Genomic DNA, 21,294 nt, shown 5'->3' on the forward strand with positions numbered 1-21,294 from the left:
GACCGCCATGGCCGAGGCCAGCATTTACGAAATCCACGACCCGCGCTTCCGGCAGATGATCGTGACCAGCGCCGGTCTCGACGAACTCTATTCGGGCTGCCGCTGGGCGGAGGGCCCCGTCTGGTTCAACGACGCCAACCAGCTGCTGTGGAGCGACATACCCAACCAGCGCATGCTGCGATGGACGCCGGAGAACGGCGTCTCCGTCTATCGGCAACCCTCCAACTTCACCAACGGCCATACGCGCGACCGGCAGGGACGGCTGATCTCCTGCGAGCATGGGACGCGCCGCGTCACCCGCACCGAGGTCGACGGCTCGATCACCGTGCTCGCCGATCGTTTCGAGGGCGCCAGGCTCAATTCGCCGAACGACGTGGTGGTGAAGTCAGACGGCTCGATCTGGTTCACCGACCCGACCTACGGCATCATGTCGGACTATGAAGGCTTTCGCGCCGAGCCGGAACAGGCGACGCGCAACGTTTACCGGCTCGATCCGACGACCGGCGCGCTTGCTGCTGTCGTCACGGATTTCACACAGCCGAACGGCCTCGCCTTCTCGCCCGACGAGACCATCCTCTATGTGGCGGATTCGGCAGCCAGCCATGACGAAAGCCTGCCACGTCACATCCGCGCTTTCGACGTGATCGACGGCATCAGGCTGACGAACGGCCGCGTCTTCTGCCTCATCGACAAAGGCATCCCGGACGGCATTCGCACAGACGTGAACGGGAACCTCTGGTCAAGTGCGGCCGATGGCGTGCATTGCTTCGACCCGACCGGCAAACTGATCGGCAAGATCCGCGTACCCCAGACCGTCGCCAACCTCACCTTTGGCGGCCCCCAACGCAACCGGCTGTTCATTGCGGCGACGCGGTCGGTTTATTCGGTCTATGTCGCGGTGAGCGGGGCGCAGGTGCCGTGAGGTGGTGGTGGTTGGGTTGATGAGCAACCAACAGTACTATCTTCAAACTTTGCAGATGCTTGGCAGAGAAAACGCCGGCCGAAACAATCAAGCTCAAATTGCATAATTCAGTAGAATTGAATGCTCGAAATATCGAAATCGTTGGAAGTACTTGCCTGATTTCCGCATCGAACATCTTTAAACCTATAGGCGCAATTCCTACGTGCTTCATCGTCATGTCTATCAAGGCAACTCCGATGTGAGACACTCACGACCACGCCGTTCCTCGGTGGGGACTCGGGACGCGCGGTCATTTTCCCAGACAATGAGCAGCCCAAACGTTCGACACGCGCTTCGTGCGTCGTACGTATAGGCGCGCAATCTCCCCGTCTTAGCAACCAACACCAACCGGGTGGCCGTCGGGTGGACGAACCCGTGCGCCCAGTGGAGAGAGAATATGGATACCGCTCAATATCTTGGTCCGATGGAATGGCTGGCGATCGAAATCGTCGCCCTCATCATCGTGCTTGCAATTCTGTTCTGGTGGAGCGGCGTGATCCGCTATATCCCCAACGACAGGCTTGGCATCCTCGAGAAGCTGTGGAGCTTCCGTGGCTCCGTAAACAATGGCTTCATCGCACTTGGCGGTGAGGCCGGTTTCCAGCCGGACGTCGTGCGCGGCGGCCTGCATTTCTTCATGCCGTTCCAATATTCGATGCATCGCGCCAATCTGGTGACCATTCCGCAGGGCCAGATCGGCTATGTCTTCGCCCGCGATGGCATGTCGCTACCGCCAACCCAGACATTGGCGTCGAATACCGAGGCTGACGACTTCCAGGACGTGCGCGCTTTTCTTGAAAAGGGCGGCCAAAAAGGTCCGCAGCGCAAGATCCTGCGCGAAGGCACCTATGCCATCAACCTCGCACAATTCATCGTGCTCACTGCGCAATCGAACTATGCCGTGAACTTGAACGCCTCCGAACAGAAGCTGTTTTCGGAGATGTCGGAGATGATCGCAGAGCGGGATGGTTTCGAGCCGGTCGTCATTCGTGATGCCGATGACATGATCGGCATCGTCACCATCCATGATGGCCCGGCGCTGCCGGATGGCGAGATCATTGCGCCGACTGTTGCCAATGATCCCAAGGACCCGAACTTTCATAACAATTTCCAGGATCCCGAGAAATTCCTCAACGGCGGCGGTTATCGCGGCCGGCAGTTGCAGGTGCTTGCTGACGGCAGCTACTTCCTCAACCGCATTTTCGCGACTGTCGAACTGGTCGAAAAGACGATCATCGGCGTCGGCACCGTGGGTGTCGTCGTCTCCTATACCGGCCGCCGTAGCGCGGATGTCTCCGGCCAGTCCTACAGGCACGGCGAACTGGTCGAACAGGGTTCGCGCGGTGTCTGGTCGACACCGCTTCTGCCGGGCAAATACGCGTTCAACACCTATGCGGGCAACATCGTCATCGTGCCGACGACCAACTTCGTGCTGAAGTGGACGAAGGAGCAGTTCGGCGAACATCGTCTCGATGAGAACCTTTCGGAAGTGTCGCTGATCACCAGGGACGCATTCGAGCCGGTCCTGCCGCTCTCGGTCGTCGTGCATATCGACTATATGAAGGCGCCGCTGGTGGTGCAGCGCTTCGGCGATATCAAACGGCTGGTCGAGCAGACGCTCGATCCGATGGTCTCGGCCTATTTCAAAAACATCGCCCAGACCAAGACCCTGATTGAACTCCTGCAGGAACGCAGCGAAATCCAGCGCAAGTCCGGCGACGAAATGCGCGCTAAGTTCGCCTCCTACAGTCTCGAATTGCAGGAAGTGCTGATCGGTACGCCGCGCGCCGGCAATGGCCAGAACAGTATCGAGCAGATTTTGATCCAGCTACGCGAACGCCAGATCGCGGTCGAAAAGGTCGAGACCTACAGGCTGCAGGAAGCTGCAGCGATCCAGGAGCGGACGCTGCGCGAGAAGGAGGCGCTGGCCGAGCAGCAGGCCAAGATCACGACGTCGGCGCTCGCCATCGAGATCAGCGAAAACGAGGGTAAGGCGCAGCTCGCCCGCACCCGCCAGCAGGCAGAGACCATTCAGGTCACCGCCAAGGCCGAAGCAGAAAAGGTCCGGCTCGCCGGCCTGGGCGAGGCCGACCGGATCAAGGCGATCGCGCTTGCCGATGCCGAGCGTATCAAGGCGACCGGTTTCGCCGATGCCCAGAAGGTGCGTGCCGTCGGTCTGGCGGAAGCGGAAGCCACGGAGAAGAAGGTCGCGGCCTTCGGTGGCCCGGACTACCAGCTCAACTCGCAGGTGCTGATGCGGTTTGCCGAAGCGATCGAGAATGGCAGGCTGCCGCTCGTGCCGCAGATCCAGGTCGGAGGCGGCGGCGAGAAGGGCGGCGCAAACGGATTGGTGGAAATGATGTTGTCGATGCTGGTAGCCGACCGGCTTGGACGACAGAGCTCGCCGGCTGCGTTACCGGCGCCGGTCGAGCAGCATTGATTGTGGATGGGCCGGCTATGCCGGCCCGTTTTGCATCCTGCCTATAAACTCCGTTTCCGCTTGAGCCTCCTGCGCCGTTCCTTTCTATCGCCCACCCGGCTACTGCGCCGGCTCCAGCATCGCGCAGTCTTCCCCGTCGGTGCACTCTCCCGAAAGTGTACGCTGACCGAGCGCAATGATAAGGACGGTCGCTGCCCCGGCGGCCGCAGACACCCAGAATCCGCTCTGGGGACCGTAGGTGTCGACGACCCAGCCGGAGACAAAGGCGCCAAGCGCCATACCGATGCCGATGCCGGTCATCACCCAGGTGACGCCCTCCGTCAGCACCGATTCCGGCACGCGACGCTCAATCAGTCCGAAGGCAGTTATAAAGGTCGGCGAGATCGCGATGCCGCTGACGAAGACGGCGACAGCAAGCAGGGTTACCGAACTGCCGGCGACGAGCAACGGCAGCGAGGTTACTGCGAGAGTCGCAACAGCGATCAGCAACTGACGGTGCAAGGGGATGCGCAGATTAAGCGCGCCGAGGGTCAAACCCAATAGGAAGGAACCAAGGGCATAGACGCTGATGACCAGGCTGGCCGCATTCGGCTGACCAAGCTCCTTGGTGATGGCGACAACACTCACTTCCGCGGTTGCGAAGATCGCGCCGACGAAGATTAGCGCGAGTGTGATGATCTGCACCGGACGCTGCCGGATCGCGGAGCCGACCGAAGCCGCGCCGGCGACATGACGCACCTTCGGCTCGGTGCCGCGCTGCACGATGAAGGCCGCGGTCCCGAGCGCCAGAAAAGCTGTGCTCACCATCATGCCGGCTTCGGGGAATAGGGCGACGGACAGCCCGACGGACAGCGAGGCGCCGGCGATATAGACCAGTTCGTCCGCGGCACTTTCGAAGGCGAAGGCCGTGTTGAGCTCTGGCTGGTTGCGAAACAGTTCCGTCCAGCGCGCCCGCATCAGCGCCGGGATGCTCGGCATGGCTGCCGCAAGGAAGGCTGAGGCGAAGAGCGTCCACACCGGCCAGTTCTGATTGGCCGCGGAGATCAGCGCGATGAACGCCAGCACTGATACGATGGTTGTCGGAACGACCACTGCCGTCTGGCCCAGCCGGTCGACTGCTCGCGAAATCTGCGGTGAAATCACCGCATTGGTGAGCGCATAGGTCGCCGACACCGCGCCCGCCAGCCAATATTCGCCATGTGCCTGGGAGAGCATGGCGACGATGCCGATCGGCGCCATGGCGATCGGAAGGCGTGCGAAAAAGCCGGCTGCGGAGAAGCCCTTGGCCCCAGGTGCCACGAATATTTGTCTATACGGATTTGACATGGGACGATCCTTCCAGCTATCGGATAGAACACTTATATACGGAGCGTATGTGTTTAGATAATGCATACGCCACGTATGTCAATGAAAAAGATACGCGGCGTATGCCAATGGAGAAGCCATGCGCAAACCGCGCCAGGAGATGATCGCAGAGACCCGCGGCAAACTTATCGCAGCCGGGCGGCGTGCCTTTGGCACGATCGGCTACGCGGAAGCCTCGATGGACGATTTCACCGGCGAGGCGGGACTGACGCGCGGCGCCCTCTATCACCATTTCGGTGACAAGAGGGGTCTGCTCCAGGCCGTGATCATCGAAATCGACGCGGAAATGACTGAACGGCTGAACGAGGTCTCGGCCGCCGCTCCCACGCGCTGGCAGGGCTTTGTCGACGAGTGCTCCGCTTATATCGAAATGGCGCTCGAGCCCGAAATCCAGCGTATCATGTTTCGCGATGGCCCGGCTGTGCTCGGCGACATCTCGCAATGGCAGAACACCCCCGGCTGTATCGCCGCCCTCTCTCGCAGCCTCGACCGTCTCAAGGCCGATGGCGAGATCATCGACATCGACACGGAAACCGCCGCTCGCCTCATCAATGGCGCCAGCAGCCATATGGCGCTGTGGATTGCCAATGCGGAGAATCCGGAGGCGGTTTCGAAGCGGGCGGTCGCGGGATTCAAGGCTATGCTGGGGAGCCTCCGCAGACAGGAATGAGGTATTGATTCCCCCTCAGGCGCCGCGGGCAGTTCATTGCGCACCGGCAGCCAATACCCGCCCGGCGTGTCGACGTCGAGCCGGGCCGCGTCGCCAACATCGACATCGAGCGCGAGCAGGCCTGATGTGGCGACGGCACCGCGTTGCCTATGCTGCACTTACAATCTGCAGCACCGCGGCGTGATCTCCACGCGTGCAGATACGCGCTGCGGCACGGGCGGTTTTGCCTACTGGATTGTGATCCTTCTTCGCTGTAGAGCGAGGAAGGTATTTTGATGCCAAGCCCATCCCTTTTAGGTGCGATTTTATGACAAAAAAAGTTTATCTCGCCGGTCCGGAGGTCTTCCTTCCCAACGCCCGTGAAATGCTCGACCGCAAGGCGGCACTTGCCCGTGAGGCGGGACTTATCCCGCTCTCGCCAGGTGATCTCGAAATCCCGCACACAAACTCGAAGCGCGAGCGGGCGGCAGCGATAAACGCGGTGGACGAGAAGATGATGATTGAGGCTGACGCGATCATCGCCAATCTGACGCCCTTTCGCGGCATTGCCGCCGATACAGGGACAGCCTTCGAACTCGGCTTTATGTGCGCAAGCGGTAAACCTGTATTCGCCTACACGAATGTGGCCCGCGATCACAGCGGACGAGTGAGCGATCTTTATGGCGGGGCCGTCGCCTATGATGGCGAAGGTCGACTGCGGGACCCGAATGGAATTGCGGTCGAGGACTTCGGCCTGGCCGACAATCTGATGCTGCACGCCGGGATTGAGCGGCGCGGTGGCGTCCTGATCATCGGAGACGCGGCGCGGGATGCGCTCTATACGGATCTTGCTGCGTTCAAGGCCTGTCTTGCCGTCGCCGTTGAGAAACTGCGCTAAGGCGCTCAACAATCAGCGGTCCCTCGCGGTCGACGGCTTGCAGCCTCCTTCACGCTGCCCGAGGGGATCGCCGCTCCAGTCGCGCCTTGTGTGAGTGGACGAGTTTGAGGGTTAGCCTGACGGCGACCAATGATCGGTATCATGGTCAGGATGCTGATGGTTGGTGCTGCTGATCCGGTGCAACATCTGGGGATTGTCGGCGTAGGTCGGTCGGTCGCCTGGCACTTGGACCAGGTTCGCGTACCAGGACACCCGGCTCTCGTTGCCGTATTGGTTTTCGGGCGGCGCGCAATCGGGCTGGTCGAGGGTACCGACCAAAACTCCGATGTCGTCGCCATCGGGATAGTCGAAGGTCAGTGGGGTGCCACAGTCACGGCAAAAACCACGGCGGCCGACATCCGAGCTGCTGAAGTAACTGATCGCGCCACGCGTCAGGCGAAATGCGGGCTTCATGACGGGGCAGATGATCGCGAACGGACCGCCTACAGCCTTTTGGCACATCCGGCAGTGGCAGATATGGACGTTTTGCGGGGGCTCCTCCAGCGCGTACCGCACGGCGCCACATTGGCAGCCGCCAGTTAGAACGACTGTCTGCATGCCGACAAACCATGGAAGGATCGCGCTAGAGCATTTCCGTTTTTCTCCGAATCACGGAAATGCTCTATCTCTTTGTTTTCACGCAATTCCGGACGCAAAACCGCTACGCACTTTTGCTGGAAGTGCTCTAGCTCAAAAGCGCGTGAGTCCAAGGCGGAGGCGCCTTGCCGGTACAAAAAAGTAGCGTCTTGGGTGAGCAAAGAGCACGTCCCCACTTCTGCATTCGCGGCACGGTGACGAATGCTCGCCAACTGGCTCTGCGAACTATGCATCTGCGAGGCCCGAGACGTCAATCTCCGGCAGCAGACTGTCATGAGGGGCGACGAACGCCGTCGGAGAGGCTCGGTTCGAAGCGAGCCGTTGATCTGCTTGAAAACGTTTTCTCAGTGATCGGGCATCAACGGTCTCCAAGTGTACCGAACAGGGCTCGGTACACTTGGGAGCAGCCGCCAGCCGTCAGACCAGCCCGGGCACGACGAACACCAGCCAGGCAACGATCGGGCCGATGATAGCGATCAGCGCGCTGTAGATCAGCAGCTGTCGCAGCACCTGCTCTCTGTTGTCATCCGGTGCGTTGGCGACGACAAGCGCGCCATTGGTGGAGAATGGACTGGTGTCGACGATCGTCGTCGAGATGGCGATGGCGGCGACCACGCCGACGGCGCTGATGTGCCCTTGCAGGAGGAACGGAACGGCGAGCGGGATGATCGCGCCGAGCAGCGCGGTCGAGGATGCAAAGGCCGAGACGATGGCACCGGTAAAGCAGAGCAGCAGCGCCACCAGCAGCGGCATGCCGAGACTGGATATGCCGTTCGCCACGTAGTCGACCGTACCGGCCTTTTCCATCACGCCGACATAGGTGATGATCCCAGCAATCAGCAGCACGGTCGACCAGCTAACCTTGTCGATTGCTGCCTTCTGAGCCTTTGGTGACAGCAGCGCCAGGACGACGGCGACGGTCATCGCGACGAGGCCGACGTTAAACTTGAAAACCAGGGCGCCAATGCCGAGCGCCGTCAGGCCGATCAAGGTGGTAATTCTCTCATTGTTCAGGCGCAAGGTCGTCGCGGTATCTGCCGCCGTGCCATAGGCATGCTCCCTGATCGGTTTTGCCGGCGTGCCGCCGTGACCTCTGATCGACGCCGATACGCCCTCGGGATGAAGTTCGGGCAAGGGGCCAAGCGATGCGGGATCTTGCTTCATCACCCTCGCGCCGCCGAAAACGAAGAAGACCAGCACCGCGATTGCCAGGTTGAAGAAGAAGCTGGAGAGAAACAGCGACGTCGGGGCGAAAGGCAGGCCGGCCTTCTCAACGATCTGGTTGGTGATTCCGCCATAAATGCTGATCGGCGAAAAGCCGCCCGCCTGCGCGCCATGGATCACCATCAGGCCCATCATGACCGGGTGAATGCGGTACTGCACGGCAAAACTCAACGCGACGGGCGCGAGAATGGCGACCGCAGCAGGCCCAAGAGCACCGAAACCGGTAATGACAGCAGCGACCAGGAACATCACCCAGGGAATCAAGCCGATCCGCCCGCGAACCAGGCGGACGGCACATTCGACGAGCCAGTCGATCGTGCCGTTGATCTGCGCAATGGCGAAGAGGTAGGTGACGGCGACGAGCGTCAGGAATAGATCGCTCGGAAAGCCGGCAAAAATATCGCTGGTTTTCATCCCGATGATCATCGAGCCGAGAAGAAATGCGCCGGCAAAGGCGAGCGCACCCATGTTGATTGGCTGGATCGTCGCCATGATGAACATGGCGACCAGCAGGCCTATGGCCAGTAATTCAATACCCATGATTCCCCTCCCTCCCGACGCCTCCAGCGTCGTAGTTGTTGTTTCCAAAATTGATGCAAGACGCCGACGCACCCTCCTCCCAGAGGGCGCGGTTGCCTTACGATCTTGCGTACAGATCGGCGTATTGCTGCCGCAGGATGTTTTTCTGAACCTTACCCATCGTGTTGCGCGGCAAGTCCTCGGCAAAGATGATGCGCTTGGGTTGTTTGTAGCGCGCGAGACGGTCCTGGAGCGCGCTGACGATGGCCTTTTCATCGAGGACGGCGCCGGGCTTGCGTACGACGATAGCGGTCACGCCTTCTCCGAAATCGGGATGCGGCACACCGATCACAGCGCTCTCAACCACACCGTCGATCTGGTCGATCTCGCCTTCGACCTCCTTCGGATAGATGTTGTATCCACCCGAAATCACCAGGTCCTTGCCGCGGCCGACGATGTGGACATAGCCGTCCCGGTCGATCTTGCCGAGATCGCCGCTGATGAAGAAACCGTCGGCGGTGAATTCGGCCGCGGTCTTTTCCGGCATGCGCCAATAACCCTTGAAGACGTTCGGCCCCTTGATCTCGATCATGCCGGTTTCTTCAGGCGGCAGCACGAGCCCGGTGGCGGGGTCGGTTACGCGCACCGTCACATCAGGCAGCGGGAAGCCGACCGTTCCCGCAATCCGTTTCCCCTCATAGGGGTTGGACGTGTTCATATTGGTTTCCGTCATGCCGTAGCGCTCGAGAATGGCGTGACCGGTACGGGCCTGGAACTCGGTATGTGTTTCTGCAAGCAGTGGAGCCGAACCAGAGATGAAGAGGCGGATGCTGGCGACCGCTTGCTCGTCGAGGCGCGGGCTTTGCAGGAGGCGCACGTAGAAGGTCGGCACGCCCATCAGCATCGTTGCCTGCGGCATCAGCGACAGGATCTCCTCCGGATCGAACTTCGACAGCAGGAACATCGAGGCGCCGGCGAGCAGCGTGACGTTGGTGGCGACGAACAGCCCATGGGTGTGGAAGATCGGCAAGGCATGGATCAGTCGATCGCCGGCGGTGACGCACCAATAATCTCGCAAGGTCAGGGCGTTCGAGAGCAGGTTCCCATGCGTAAGCATCGCCCCCTTGGAGCGTCCCGTCGTTCCCGACGTGTAGAGGATCGCAGCCAGATCATCCGCGGAGCGCGAGGCATCGACAAAGTCGGCCGGCTCATCGCGTGCGAGATCCAGCAACGAACCGCTGCCATCGGCGTCGAGCGTTTCGATGATCGCGCCGTGGGGTTTGGCGATTGTCTCCACGCCGCCTCGAGCCACCGATGCAACCACCACCAAACGCGGCTCCGCATCGGCGATAAAGTAATCGAGTTCAGCCAGCGTATAGGCGGTGTTGAGCGGCAGGTAGACCGCACCGCTTCGAAGACAGGCGAGATAGAGGATCAATGCCTCGGCACTTTTCTCGACCTGCACCGCCACGCGGTCGCCGGGGCGAATGCCGAGCGTGTCCATCGCGCTGGCAATGCGGCCGGAAAGAGCGAAAGCGTCGTCATAGGTCCATGTGCGCGTGTTATCGATCCGGATGAACGGTGCGTTGCCGGGCGCGGCGGCCCGCATGGCGTCGAAAAGATGGTTGCTCACTTTCGCCCTCCTCCAAGCGTCGAGTTCATTATCTGTGCGAATGGCCGGGAGCCTTGCTGGCCATTGCCGCCGCTGCGGCTTTCGTCGTTCTGGTTGAGCAAGCTTTTGACAGCAGGCGAGGCGATTACTTCGCCGCGCTGCGCTAAGGCCTCGTGGTTGGCCACGATATCGTCGAGCTTGTAGATATAATTGACCATCAGGCCGTGTGCCTGCTGCATCGCCTTGGTCGAGCGGTCGCCAAGAAAATTCAATCTTTCAAGTCGAGCGCCGTTGCCGAGATGGAAACGGGCAACAGGATCGACGGGGCGGCCCTCCGGCGTCCGTTCGACCAGGAAATAGCGCGCTGCAAGCGGCAGCAACACGCGCTCCACTTCGGCCGCCGTCTTCTCGTTGTCAGACCATTTGAGATCGTCCAGCAACATCAGCGTTTCGCGGGCCGCTTCGGATAAGAGCCGGTTGGTGGTTGAGGCGCGTGCCTTGGCAAGCCAACGGGCAAAGCCTGGAACGGGCGACAGCGTGACGAAATTCTTCAGGCCAGGCAGGTCTCTGCGCAGGTCTTCCACGACCTGTTTGATCAGGAAGTTGCCGAACGAGATCCCACGCAAGCCATCCTGGCAGTTGGAGATCGAATAGAAGACAGCCGTCGTCGCCTCGTCGGCGTTGATCTGCTCCCTCCCTTCGTCGAGCACATCTCCGATCGCCCTCGGCACCGATCGTGTCAGTGCCACCTCGACGAACACGAGCGGCTCGTCGGCCAGTCGGGGGTGGAAGAAGGCAAAGCAACGGCGGTCGGCCGGCGCCAAACGACGGCGCAACTCCTCCCAGCCGGCAATCTCGTGCACGGCCTCGTATTTGATGATCTTCTCGAGGATGTAAGCCGGCGTCGACCAGTCGATGGGCCGCAGCGTCAGAAAACCGCGATTGAACCAGGAGCCGAACAGATGCGTGAAGTCGGCGTCAAGCGCGTGATATTCTGCGGATTGATCTTTGGAAGCGAGCAACTGGTGGCGCATCTGGACGAGCTTGGCGGTGCCGTTCGGCGCGTGGTTCAATCGGCGAAGAAGTTCCTGTCGCCGTGGCTCGGCTGCCTGATGAAGGGTAATGATCGCGGCAGAGCTTTTGTCGGCGCGGTAATTTTCAATCGCCTGGTCGAGCTTGGTCGTGTCTGGCCCGAACTTTTCATGCAGCATAAGGAGGAATTTCTGCGCGCCTTCGCTGTCGAGCGCGCCCCAGCGATCGAGTATCTCGGCCGCAAGCGCCATGCCCGAGGCCTCGCCCCGGCTCGACAGCAGCATTTCACAGAGTGTCTGGAGATCGACCTTGGCTGCGACCTGCGTGGCGCGCGCGCCGGAAAACAAAAGCTGGCGTCCGCGATCCGTGATGCTCTGCAGCATGTCGGTGAAGAAGGAAGCCTCAGACATGCCATTTCTCCTCTCTTCTGCCGGCCGGCTGGGTGACCGTTTTTGACGGCTGCTTCCCATCGTCGGGTTTCACCGTTAGTATGTAGAATGCCATTCTTCGTACACGAGGTCAACAATCGTGTATACAAGAATAGCATTTTTGTATGAGGAAAGCGAAACGAAATGTCCGAGAATGTCGGCCGATGGCTTCGGGATGAGATTGAAAATTCAATTCTTTCCAACGAGTTCTCCCCCGGTGAGCGGCTCGACGAAACGGTGCTTGCGACGCGTTTCGGGGTCTCCCGCACGCCGGTGCGTGAGGCGCTGATGCAGCTCGATGCCATCGGCCTCATCGAAATTCGACCGCGCAGAGGCGCAATCGTCATCGATCCGGGGCCGCACCGCGTCTATGAGATGTTCGAGGTTATGGCGGAGCTGGAGGGCTTGGCCGGCTCGCTCGCCGCACGGCGGCTGGACAAGGCGTCCCGAGAAGCAATCAACGCCACCCACGCCCGCTGTGAGCAATCCGCCGCTGCCGGTGACAGCGACGCCTATTATTACGACAATGAGGAGTTCCATAAGGCCATCTACGCAGCCGGCCGAAGCGATTTCCTTGAGGAGCAATGTCTGCAATTGCATCGGCGCCTGCGGCCTTATCGCCGCCTCCAGCTGCGCGTGCGCAACCGCCTGTCGACGTCCTTCTTGGAACATTGCGCCATCGTCGATGCGATCTTTGCCGGAGATGGAGATGAGGCCCGCCGGCTGCTGCGGGGGCATGTCGGCATTCAGGGCGAGAGGTTCAGCGATCTGGTCGCGAGCATGGCGGCCAGATGACGCTTTAGTCGTGATGGTTCCAGATCAAATGCAAAACCATCTCGCTGCCATCCCGCGAGTTAGTTCTTCATTGCGCCGCCGGCGGCCACGATATCGTCCGGCGTATCGACGTCGAGGCAAGCTGCATCGCCGACATCGACATCGAGCACGGGCAGGCCTGACCTCGCAATGATATCGCGCGCGCCGACGTCGCCCTCAAGTCTCAGCACTGCGTGATTGAGAGAACGTGGCAGGATAACGGGATTGCCTGGCTTGCCCTGTGAAACGGCGCGCACGATGGCCTCGCCGCCCGCGTTGCGAAAGGCGAAAATCAAGGCATTGAGGTGTGCGGTGGAAATGCCGGGCATATCGGCCAGCATGACGAGAATGCCGTCGGCGCCGTCAACGCGCTTTGATGAGAACCCTGCCATGAGCGAGCTCGCCATGCCGCTGGCGTAATCGGGATTATCGACGAGAGTCAGAGCGAGCCCATCGAGCGCAGCCTCGATCTCGCTCCTGCGATGGCCGGTGGCGACAATAACGGACGTTGCATCCGCACCGAGCGCCGTCAATGCTGACCGCCGCACGAGCGGCACGCCGTCGAACTCGGCCAGCAGCTTATGTTTCCCGCCTTCACCCATCCGGCTTGCCTTGCCGGCAGCGAGAATGACGATCGCGACCGACGCCTTAAGCATAAGCAGCCAGTCTTGCCGCAGCGATATCAGCCAGAACCGACAGGGCGAGCGACGTTGCATCCCGCGTCGGGCCGAACATCCCGATGGGCGCCTTGATACGAGCGATGTCGTCCCGTCTGAAAGCCATGGCTCTCAGCCGCTCCACCCGTCGACGATGCGTGCGGGTGCTGCCGAGCGCGCCGATGTAGAACCCGGGCGAGGCAAGGGCGATCTCGAGAATGGCAGCTTCGGCGTCAAGCTCATGATGCAGGAGCACGACGGCCGTGAAGGGGTCGATGATGTCGGCTGCGACCCTGCCCCCCTCGCCCTGTCCCCTGACGATCACGTCGTAGCCGGAAGCCTCGGCCAGTCGTGCGACGGCCTGCGCTTCGATCGTCTGCCCGGAAAGGACGACGCGGGTGCGGGGACGGTAGACGGTCACGAAATCTTGCTCGAGCCATTGGGCCCGTGGCAGTGGCTCTACCGGTTCGAGCGCCTGCTGCCCTGGCGAATATGCAAGACCGGCTGCCTGCCGCCGTTCGAGACGATCGAGAACATGCCGCAAAGCTCCGACATCCTTCAGGACATGGATTGCGACGGAGATTCCGCCGCCGCAGGGAAGGACAATGTCAAAGAAGGGCGAGCCGTCGCCGAACTTGACCGTGCGGTCGCACCCTTGCGCCATTGCCAGAAGCGCTTCGGTAGCGACGGCGGCTTCGACGCATCCGCCGGAGACATAGCCGCAGAACTGCCCGTCTGCGGCAACCGCCATATGAGCGCCGAGCGCGCGTGCCGCCCCGCCCCGGATGTCGACGAGGGTGGCCAGTGCCGCCGCGCCAACACTATGGGCGTCGATCGCGAAGCGAAGCAGTTCCACAGGATCGTCGGTGGACGACGCCCTGACGGGAATTGGCGCCGTGATGGGCGCAAGTGTGTGATGCATGGGAAATCCTACAGGAATTAACGGCGGTCCGGCTTTCGGACCGCCGTCGACATCATCAGGCCACGTCCGGCAAGCCGCCGATCAGCTTGTCAAGCGTCAGCGGATAGTGACGAACCCTGACGCCGGTCGCGTTGTATACGGCGTTGGCGATTGCTGCCGCGACGCCGCAAAGGCCAAGCTCGCCGACGCCCTTGGCTTTCATCGGCGAGGACATCGGATCGGTCTCGTCCATGAAGATTACCTCTTGGTGTGGAATGTCGGCATGCACCGCCACTTCGTAGCTGGCGAGATCGTGGTTGGCGAAGAAGCCGCGGCGGGTGTCAACCGCCAATTCCTCAGACAGTGCGCCGCCCGCCCCCATCGTCATTGCGCCGATGACCTGGCTGCGGGCGGTGATCGGGTTGAGGATCCGACCTGCCGCGCAGACTGCGAGCATCCTGCGAATGCGGCTTTCTCCCGTGGCAATGTCGACGCCAACCTCCACGAAGTGCGCGCCGAATGTCGATTGCTGATGCGTCTCGGTGAGCTCGCCCCACTTGATGGTGTCCTCGCCGACAAGACCATCCGGACCGGCGGCTTCGGCAAGAGGCACCGAACGATTGCCCGAGCTGACCTCGCCATTCTCGAAGACGATGTCTTCGGAGTTGAAGCCGAGCTTCTTGGCAATGGCCTCACGCAGCTTGACACAGGCTGCGTAGACGCCAGACGTGGAAGAGTTCGCACCGAACTGTCCGCCGGAACCCGCAGAAACCGGAAAACGCGAGTCGCCGAGTTGGACGGCGACCTTGTCGATCGCGACCCCCATCATCTCGGCGGCGGTCTGGGCGATGATCGTGTAGCTGCCCGTCCCGATGTCGGTCATGTCGGTTTCGACCGTCACGACGCCTTCCCGGTCGAGTTTTACCCGGGCTCCGGAGGGAAGCACGAGGTTGTTGCGGAAGGCAACGGCAACGCCCATGCCGACCAACCAGTTGCCGTCCCGCATGGAACCGGGCTTCCCCCGTTCACGCCAGCCAAACCGTTCTGCACCGAGCTTGAGGCAGCCGATGAGATTGCGCTGGGAAAAACGCCGCTCCGGCTTCTCCGGATCGACCTGCGTGTCGTTGATGATGCGAAACTGCACGGGATCGATACCAACTTTTTCGGCAATCTCGTCGATGGCAATTTCGAGCGCCATCAGTCCGGGGGCTTCGCCCGGAGCGCGCATGGCATTGCCCTCCGGGAGGTTGAGTGTCGCCAGCCGCATCGCGGTCATCCGGTTCGCACCGGCATAGAGAAGACGCGTCTGGTTGACGGCGGTCTCCAGTCCGCCGCCCGGAAGATCCCCGGACCAGCTTTCGTGGGCAATGGCGGTTATCTTGCCGTCACGCTCGGTTCCAATGCGGATCCGCTGGATCGTCGCCGGCCGGTGGGTCGTGTTGTTTATCAGGAGGGGTCGCGGCAAGGCGACCTTGACGGGCCGCTTTACCGCTTGTGCGCCGACAACGGCCAGCACGGCGTCGGCCCGCAGGAACAGCTTGCCACCGAAGCCGCCGCCGATGAAGGGCGACATGAGGTGGATCTTCTCCTTGTCGATATCGAGCGTCGTCGCAAGGTCGGAACGCCACCAGTCGATCATCTGGCTGGAGGTCCAGACGGTCACCTCGTCGCCGTTCCAGGCTGCGATCGATGCGTGCGGCTCCATCATCGCATGCGACTGGTCGGGCGTCGTGTAAGTCGCGTCTAGAGTAACGGGAGCCGACGTGAAGGCAGCCTCGAAATTGCCGGTCGCAGTATCGGGCTGCTGCGATTCATCCGGCTTGACGGCCGAATCTTTCGCCTGGCCGAGGTCGAACGCACCTTTTTCTTCGGTATAGTCGACCTTGACCAGAGCGGCTGCAGCGCGCGCCTGCTCGAAGGTCTCGGCGACGACGACCGCGATTGCCTGGTGATAGTGCTGAATCTCGTCGCCACCGAAAAGCTTGGCGGTGTTGAACTTGCCCTTTTTCCGCTCGCCGACGTCGAGCGTCGTCACGACGGCGAGGACACCGGGAGCCCTCTTGGCGGCGGAAACGTCCATGGATTTGATGCGGCCCTTGGCGATGGCCGCGCCGACGGGATAACCATAGGCGTAGCGCATGTTCGGATCGTGCCACTCATAGGCGTACATCGCCCGGCCGGTCGTCTTGAGCTGGCCGTCGATGCGGTGGATCGGTTGACCGACGACCTTCAGATTGTCGATCGGGTTGGTTGTCGCTGGCGTATCGAACTGCATGGCTCAACCCCTTGCTTCGGCAATGACCGCGCCGAGCGTGCGCTCGACCAGATCGACCTTGAAACGGTTCTGTTCGGTCGGATGGGCGTCGGCAAGAAGGACGCCCGCCGCCGCCCGCGCGCCCTTCGGCAGCTCGGCTTCGGCTGCCTCGATGCGCCACGGCTTATGGGCGATGCCGCCAACGGCGACACGTCCTGTACCGTCCGGCTGGATCACGGCTCCGACCGAGACGAGTGCGAAGGCATAGGAGGCGCGGTCCCGGACTTTACGATAGATGTGCTTGCCGCCGATCGGGGGCGGCAGCAGGACCGCCGTGATGAACTCACCGCGCTCGAGAACGGTCTCCAAATGGGGCGTGCCGCCGGGCAATCGGTGAAGGTCGGCAATCGCAATCGAGCGACGACTGCCGTCGGCCTTGACCGTCTCTACGGCGGCATCGAGTGCCCGCATCGCGATGGCCATGTCACTCGGATGAGTGGCGATGCAGCTGTCGCTTACCCCGACCACTGCATGCTGGCGACTGAAGCCGCCGATGGCGGAACAGCCGCTGCCCGGCTGCCGCTTGTTGCACGGCTGGTTCGGGTCATAGAAATAAGGACAGCGCGTGCGCTGAAGAAGGTTGCCGGCCGTCGTCGCTTTGTTGCGCAGTTGCCCGGAGGCGCCCGCGACAAGCGCCCTGGAAAGCAGGCCGTAGTCGCGGCGAACAGTTTCGTGAGCTGCAAGATCGGTGTTGCGAACCAACGCGCCGATGCGCAACCCACCCTCCGGCGTGGAATCGATCTTGTCGAGGCCGAGACCGTTGACGTCGATCAGATGCGCCGGTGTCTCGATCTCGAGCTTCATCAGGTCGAGGAGATTGGTGCCGCCGGCGATGAACTTGGTTTCAGGATTGGAGGCTGCCGCCTTGGCCGCGGCCTCGACGGACGAGGCACGTTCATAGGTGAAGGCTCTCATGCTTTAATCCCCGCGACTTCCGAAATGGCATCGATAATGTTGGAATAGGCGCCGCATCGACAGATATTGCCGCTCATGCGTTCGCGGATCTCGGCCGGAGTGACAGCCGCCTCAGCCGTAAGGTCGCCGGTGACGTGGCTCGGTATATTCGCCCTGATCTCCTCAAGCACCGCCACGGAGGAACAGATCTGTCCCGGCGTGCAGTAGCCGCACTGGAAGCCGTCATGCTTGACGAAGGCCGTCTGCATCGGATGAAGGTTTCCAGGCTGGCCGAGGCCTTCGATCGTGGTGATTTGATCGCCTTCGTGCATGACCGCCAGCGTCAGGCAGGAGTTGATGCGGTGGCCGTCGACCATCACGGTGCATGCGCCGCATTGGCCGTGGTCGCATCCCTTCTTCGTGCCTGTGAGATGAAGGTGCTCGCGCAGCGCGTCGAGCAGCGACGTTCTGTTGTCGACCTCGAGATCGCGGTTCTCGCCGTTAACCGCGAAAGAAACTTTCGATGTATAGGCCATTTCATTTCCTGGGGACTGTGCCGCCGCGGGAGCGACGGCTCCGGTTACCGCAATCGTTGCGGCCGACGAGATAAGTAGATCTCGACGGGAAAGTTCCAGTTGTGTCTGGCTTGGCATGAACTGTTCCACCTTGCTCGTTGGACATGGGCGCGCGTCAACGCCGTCTGCTGAGGTAGTGCAATTCCGCCCTCCGATTAGGCCCTTTCCGTTGCATACCGTTATCGATCTGGCTCATGAATTCCCCGAGCCGCGGTCGTATGAGGCTGCGAGCCACATATTCAGTAAAATTGGCTTGGATGCTCAAGCGCCAGCGGAGTAACGCCCGCCGATGCGCGCGAAAAAAAGCAGCGCCATGCGCAAAAAATGATGCTTTTCCGGCTTATCTTTATTCCTTACTCCCTATCGAAGCAGGTGACGAAAAGGGATGACCGCATGCCCACGCCGTTTTACTGGAACGAGCTCAACACATATGATTTTGCCGGCCTCTCCCCCGAGACCACGATTGCCGTTCTGCCCATCGCCTCGACGGAACAGCACGGCCCGCATCTGCCGATCGCAACGGATGTCGCGATCGCGACCGGCATGCTGGCGGAGCTGAAGCGGCAGCGGCCGGAGGATCTTGACATCCTGGTCCTTCCGACACAGGAGATCGGCAAGGCCAACGAACACATCTACGGCCCCGGCACGCTGTCGCTCAGTGCCGAGCTGCTCATCCCCGTCTGGACGGCGATTGGTGCAAAGGTTGCCGAAGCCGGGCTGCGGAAGATGGTGATCGTCAATTCCCACGGCGGCAATGTCGACATCATGAGCATCGTCGCGCGCGAACTGCGCGTGCGCCATCAAATGGCGGTGGTCTCCACGCAATGGGGCCGTTTTGGCCACCCGGAAGGTATGGTCAGCGACCACGAGAGCAAATACGGCATCCACGGCGGCGATGTCGAGACGTCGTTGATGCTGCACTTCCGCCCCGAACTGGTGCGCATGGACAAGGCCCAAAACTTTGCCTCGAAGGCCGAAGGGATGCGGGAGCAATCCAAATTTCTTCAGCCTCTGCCGCCGCATTCGCTGGCCTGGATCGCGCATGACCTCAATCCCTTCGGCGTGGTCGGCAATGCCTCGATTGCCACAGCCGAAAAGGGCGAGGCGATCTGCCGCCATCAGGTCAAGGGATTTGTCGAACTGCTCCAGGATCTCAAGGCCTATCCGCTTTCGAATCTCTATGTGAAATAGGCTCAGCCGCGGGTTTCACATCCGGTGGGATATGACCCTTGGCCTGTAACTCCTGCACCAAGCCGAGCAGTTCGGCGAGCAGATATTCGACGAAAAGGCTGGTGGCCGCGTCGAGGGGCGCGCGGGCGCGGGCAAACAGCTTCATCTGCTGGTAACGCGCGTGCGGCTCAGCGATCGGCCGGAAGACGAGTTCACCGCGCCGGCATTCGGTGATGACGTCGAGCGGATTGAGCAGCGTCAGCCCCGTGCCGCATTTGACGAGCTGTTTCAGCATCTCCGATGCATTGGTTTCCAGCACCGGCTCGACCGAGATGGGCAGGCGCGCAAAAGCAAGGTTGATCACCTCGCGCAGGCTGGTGCCCGGCTGCGCCAGAACCAGTTTTTCCTGGGTGACATCCGCAAGGTTGATCGGCCCAGGGCCGATCAACTGATGCCCTGGCGGCAGCACGACACCGATCGGGATATCGAAATTTCCGAGCGTGCGGATGCCGGGCATGGCGGGGATGTTGAAGCCCAGACCGATATCCACCTCGCCGGATACAACAGGGCTGGCCGTCGTGCCGCCGGTATCGTTGCGCAGCTGGACGAAGACGCGCGGATGCTCTGAAAGAAAGCGCGCGATGATTTCGGGCAGCGGCCCGGCGGCAAGCCCAACGGTCGTCACCATGCGCACCTTGCCTGCCTGCTGCATCTTGAGGCTGCGGATGCGCCCCTCCAGGCGCTCGTAATTCTTCAGCACGTCCCGAATATGCTCGATGCAGAGTTCGCCGGCAGCCGTCAACCGCAGGCCACGCGGCAGCCGCTCGAAAAGCGGCGCCCCGATCTCCTCCTCCAGCGCCAAAATCTGCCTGTTGACCGCCGACGACGCCACGTTGAGGCGCGCGGCCGCCTTGCGGATCGAACCGCAACGGGCGATCTCGTTGATGTAAAGAAGGCGTCTGGAGTGCAACATGATCTCTCCAATGCATAAATTTTGCGCAGGACGCACAAATTATCTTCAGCTTTCCCAGAGATGCCGAAAAGGCATCAATGCGCACGAATTTTGATGCTTTTCAAAGCGCATGGCAATGGCTCAAATTCCCTCAAAAGGGGGCCGAGCAAGGCTTCCCTCGGCTCAGAAGGGGAACTGCCAACCATGTTGAAAGCACAGACGAAGATGCAATTCCTGGCCTGCCTCGGCCTCGCCTCGATGCTTGCCGCCGCCTCGCCGGCGCTTGCCCTCGACAAGGTGAGCTACGGGACGAACTGGCTTGCCCAGGCGGAACATGGCGGCTTCTACCAAGCCGTCGCCGACGGCACCTATGCAAAATATGGCCTCGACGTCACCATCGTCCAGGGCGGCCCGAATGCTGCAAACAGCGCGCTGCTGATCTCCGGCAAGCTCGATTTCTACATGGGCGGCCCGCAGGGCGAGATATCGGCCGTCGAGCAAGGCATTCCGCTGGTCGATGTCGCCGCGATCTTCCAAAAGGATCCGCAGGTGCTGATCGCCCATCCGGATAACGGCGTCGACAAATTCGAGGATCTCGCCAAGCTGAAAACGTTGTTCCTCAGCAAGGACGGCTACCTCACCTATTTCGAATGGATGAAGGCCAACTTCAAAGGCTTCAAGGACGAGCAGTACAAGCCCTATAACTTCAGTCCCGCCCCCTTCCTTGCAGACAAGGACTCTGCTCAGCAGGGGTACCTGACCTCCGAACCCTACGAGATCCAGAAGCAGGCAGGCTTCGAGCCGAAGGTCTTCCTGCTCGCCGACAACGGCTATTCGCCCTACTCGACGATGATCACGACGACGCAGACAATGATCGACGGCAAACCCGACGTCGTGCAGCGCTTCGTCGATGCCTCGATCGAAGGCTGGTACAACTACCTCTACGGCGACAACGCAAAGGCGAACGAACTGATCAAGAAGGATAATCCTGAAATGACGGATGGCCAGCTCGCCTACTCCATCGCCAAGATGAAGGAATATGGCATCATCGAATCCGGCGACAGCCTCGACAAGGGCATCGGCTGCATCACTGATGCGCACTACAAGACGTTCTTCAACGAGATGGTGGCGATCAAGGTCTTCAAGCCGGAGACGGATTACACCAAAGCGTTTACGACGAAGTTCGTCTGCAAGAGCACCGGCGTGGCACTGAAGAAGTAGTCCGACCGACGGCTTTCCTGGTCCGCCATTAAGG

The 21,294-nt window shown here is 61.1% G+C and carries 18 protein-coding genes; 7 read left to right on the forward strand and 11 right to left on the reverse strand.

What is annotated here, in order from left to right:
* The first annotated feature begins 7 nt into the window (after positions 1–7).
* Both C3Y91_RS09590 and C3Y91_RS09595 read left to right on the forward strand, forming a co-directional pair.
* Positions 8–922 (forward strand): SMP-30/gluconolactonase/LRE family protein, encoded by a 915-nt coding sequence (locus C3Y91_RS09590; protein ID WP_018480358.1) that lies wholly within the window; start codon positions 8–10, stop codon positions 920–922.
* Between the two features lie 436 nt (positions 923–1,358).
* Positions 1,359–3,401, forward strand: coding sequence for an SPFH domain-containing protein (locus C3Y91_RS09595; protein WP_168307125.1), 2,043 nt, complete (start codon positions 1,359–1,361; stop codon positions 3,399–3,401).
* Positions 3,402–3,500: 99 nt separating this feature from the next.
* Here the strand turns inward: C3Y91_RS09595 and C3Y91_RS09600 are convergent, their stop codons facing one another.
* On the reverse strand, positions 3,501–4,727 hold the full coding sequence (locus C3Y91_RS09600) for an MFS transporter (RefSeq protein ID WP_130663224.1): 1,227 nt from the start codon (positions 4,725–4,727) through the stop codon (positions 3,501–3,503).
* 118 nt (positions 4,728–4,845) lie between these two features.
* On the opposite strand from C3Y91_RS09600, the gene C3Y91_RS09605 reads away from it, so the two are divergent.
* Positions 4,846–5,436 (forward strand): TetR/AcrR family transcriptional regulator, encoded by a 591-nt coding sequence (locus C3Y91_RS09605; RefSeq protein ID WP_024321515.1) that lies wholly within the window; start codon positions 4,846–4,848, stop codon positions 5,434–5,436.
* A 307-nt stretch (positions 5,437–5,743) separates the two neighbouring features.
* Positions 5,744–6,313 carry a nucleoside 2-deoxyribosyltransferase gene (locus C3Y91_RS09610; protein ID WP_130663225.1) on the forward strand — a complete coding sequence of 190 codons (570 nt, stop codon included), beginning with the start codon at positions 5,744–5,746 and terminating at the stop codon, positions 6,311–6,313.
* A gap of 111 nt (positions 6,314–6,424) precedes the next feature.
* Here the strand turns inward: C3Y91_RS09610 and C3Y91_RS09615 are convergent, their stop codons facing one another.
* From C3Y91_RS09615 to C3Y91_RS09630, 4 genes are all read right to left on the reverse strand, one after another.
* Positions 6,425–6,910, reverse strand: a complete 486-nt coding sequence (locus tag C3Y91_RS09615) for a GFA family protein (RefSeq protein ID WP_130663226.1) — start codon at positions 6,908–6,910, stop codon at positions 6,425–6,427.
* Between the two features lie 456 nt (positions 6,911–7,366).
* Complete coding sequence (locus C3Y91_RS09620; RefSeq protein WP_130663228.1) at positions 7,367–8,713, reverse strand: SLC13 family permease; 1,347 nt, start codon at positions 8,711–8,713, stop codon at positions 7,367–7,369.
* A 97-nt stretch (positions 8,714–8,810) separates the two neighbouring features.
* Positions 8,811–10,325, reverse strand: a complete 1,515-nt coding sequence (locus tag C3Y91_RS09625; RefSeq protein ID WP_130761171.1) for a malonate--CoA ligase — start codon at positions 10,323–10,325, stop codon at positions 8,811–8,813.
* Positions 10,322–11,746 carry a malonyl-CoA decarboxylase gene (locus C3Y91_RS09630; RefSeq protein ID WP_130663230.1) on the reverse strand — a complete coding sequence of 475 codons (1,425 nt, stop codon included), beginning with the start codon at positions 11,744–11,746 and terminating at the stop codon, positions 10,322–10,324. The genes C3Y91_RS09625 and C3Y91_RS09630 overlap by 4 nt, the downstream gene beginning before the upstream one ends.
* A 162-nt stretch (positions 11,747–11,908) precedes the next feature.
* On the opposite strand from C3Y91_RS09630, the gene C3Y91_RS09635 reads away from it, so the two are divergent.
* Complete coding sequence (locus tag C3Y91_RS09635; RefSeq protein WP_130761170.1) at positions 11,909–12,559, forward strand: GntR family transcriptional regulator; 651 nt, start codon at positions 11,909–11,911, stop codon at positions 12,557–12,559.
* A gap of 59 nt (positions 12,560–12,618) precedes the next feature.
* Here the strand turns inward: C3Y91_RS09635 and C3Y91_RS09640 are convergent, their stop codons facing one another.
* The 5 genes from C3Y91_RS09640 to paoA are packed head-to-tail and all read right to left on the reverse strand — an operon-like array spanning position 12,619 to position 18,007.
* The gene (locus tag C3Y91_RS09640) at positions 12,619–13,233 is read right to left on the reverse strand and encodes a nucleotidyltransferase family protein (protein WP_168575274.1); all 615 of its coding nucleotides are present in this window, start codon (positions 13,231–13,233) and stop codon (positions 12,619–12,621) included.
* The gene (locus C3Y91_RS09645) at positions 13,226–14,155 is read right to left on the reverse strand and encodes an XdhC family protein (protein ID WP_130663232.1); all 930 of its coding nucleotides are present in this window, start codon (positions 14,153–14,155) and stop codon (positions 13,226–13,228) included. Before C3Y91_RS09645 ends, C3Y91_RS09640 begins: the two co-directional genes overlap by 8 nt.
* A gap of 55 nt (positions 14,156–14,210) precedes the next feature.
* Positions 14,211–16,409, reverse strand: a complete 2,199-nt coding sequence (gene paoC / locus C3Y91_RS09650) for an aldehyde oxidoreductase molybdenum-binding subunit PaoC (RefSeq protein WP_130663233.1) — start codon at positions 16,407–16,409, stop codon at positions 14,211–14,213.
* Positions 16,410–16,412: 3 nt separating this feature from the next.
* Positions 16,413–17,363 (reverse strand): FAD binding domain-containing protein, encoded by a 951-nt coding sequence (locus tag C3Y91_RS09655; protein ID WP_130663234.1) that lies wholly within the window; start codon positions 17,361–17,363, stop codon positions 16,413–16,415.
* Positions 17,360–18,007 carry an aldehyde dehydrogenase iron-sulfur subunit PaoA gene (gene paoA, locus C3Y91_RS09660; protein ID WP_130663235.1) on the reverse strand — a complete coding sequence of 216 codons (648 nt, stop codon included), beginning with the start codon at positions 18,005–18,007 and terminating at the stop codon, positions 17,360–17,362. Before paoA ends, C3Y91_RS09655 begins: the two co-directional genes overlap by 4 nt.
* Positions 18,008–18,241: 234 nt before the next feature.
* Here paoA and C3Y91_RS09665 point away from each other — a divergent pair, with 234 nt between their 5' ends.
* Complete coding sequence (locus C3Y91_RS09665; protein WP_174826992.1) at positions 18,242–19,108, forward strand: creatininase family protein; 867 nt, start codon at positions 18,242–18,244, stop codon at positions 19,106–19,108.
* On the opposite strand, the gene C3Y91_RS09670 is transcribed toward C3Y91_RS09665, so the two are convergent.
* Positions 19,071–20,060 carry a LysR family transcriptional regulator gene (locus tag C3Y91_RS09670; RefSeq protein ID WP_003550595.1) on the reverse strand — a complete coding sequence of 330 codons (990 nt, stop codon included), beginning with the start codon at positions 20,058–20,060 and terminating at the stop codon, positions 19,071–19,073. The genes C3Y91_RS09665 and C3Y91_RS09670 overlap by 38 nt on opposite strands.
* A 183-nt stretch (positions 20,061–20,243) precedes the next feature.
* On the opposite strand from C3Y91_RS09670, the gene C3Y91_RS09675 reads away from it, so the two are divergent.
* On the forward strand, positions 20,244–21,260 hold the full coding sequence (locus C3Y91_RS09675) for an ABC transporter substrate-binding protein (RefSeq protein ID WP_130689995.1): 1,017 nt from the start codon (positions 20,244–20,246) through the stop codon (positions 21,258–21,260).
* Positions 21,261–21,294 lie beyond the last annotated feature (34 nt).

The organism is Rhizobium ruizarguesonis, assembly GCF_012349115.1.
In the GTDB taxonomy this organism is placed as follows: domain Bacteria; phylum Pseudomonadota; class Alphaproteobacteria; order Rhizobiales; family Rhizobiaceae; genus Rhizobium; species Rhizobium ruizarguesonis.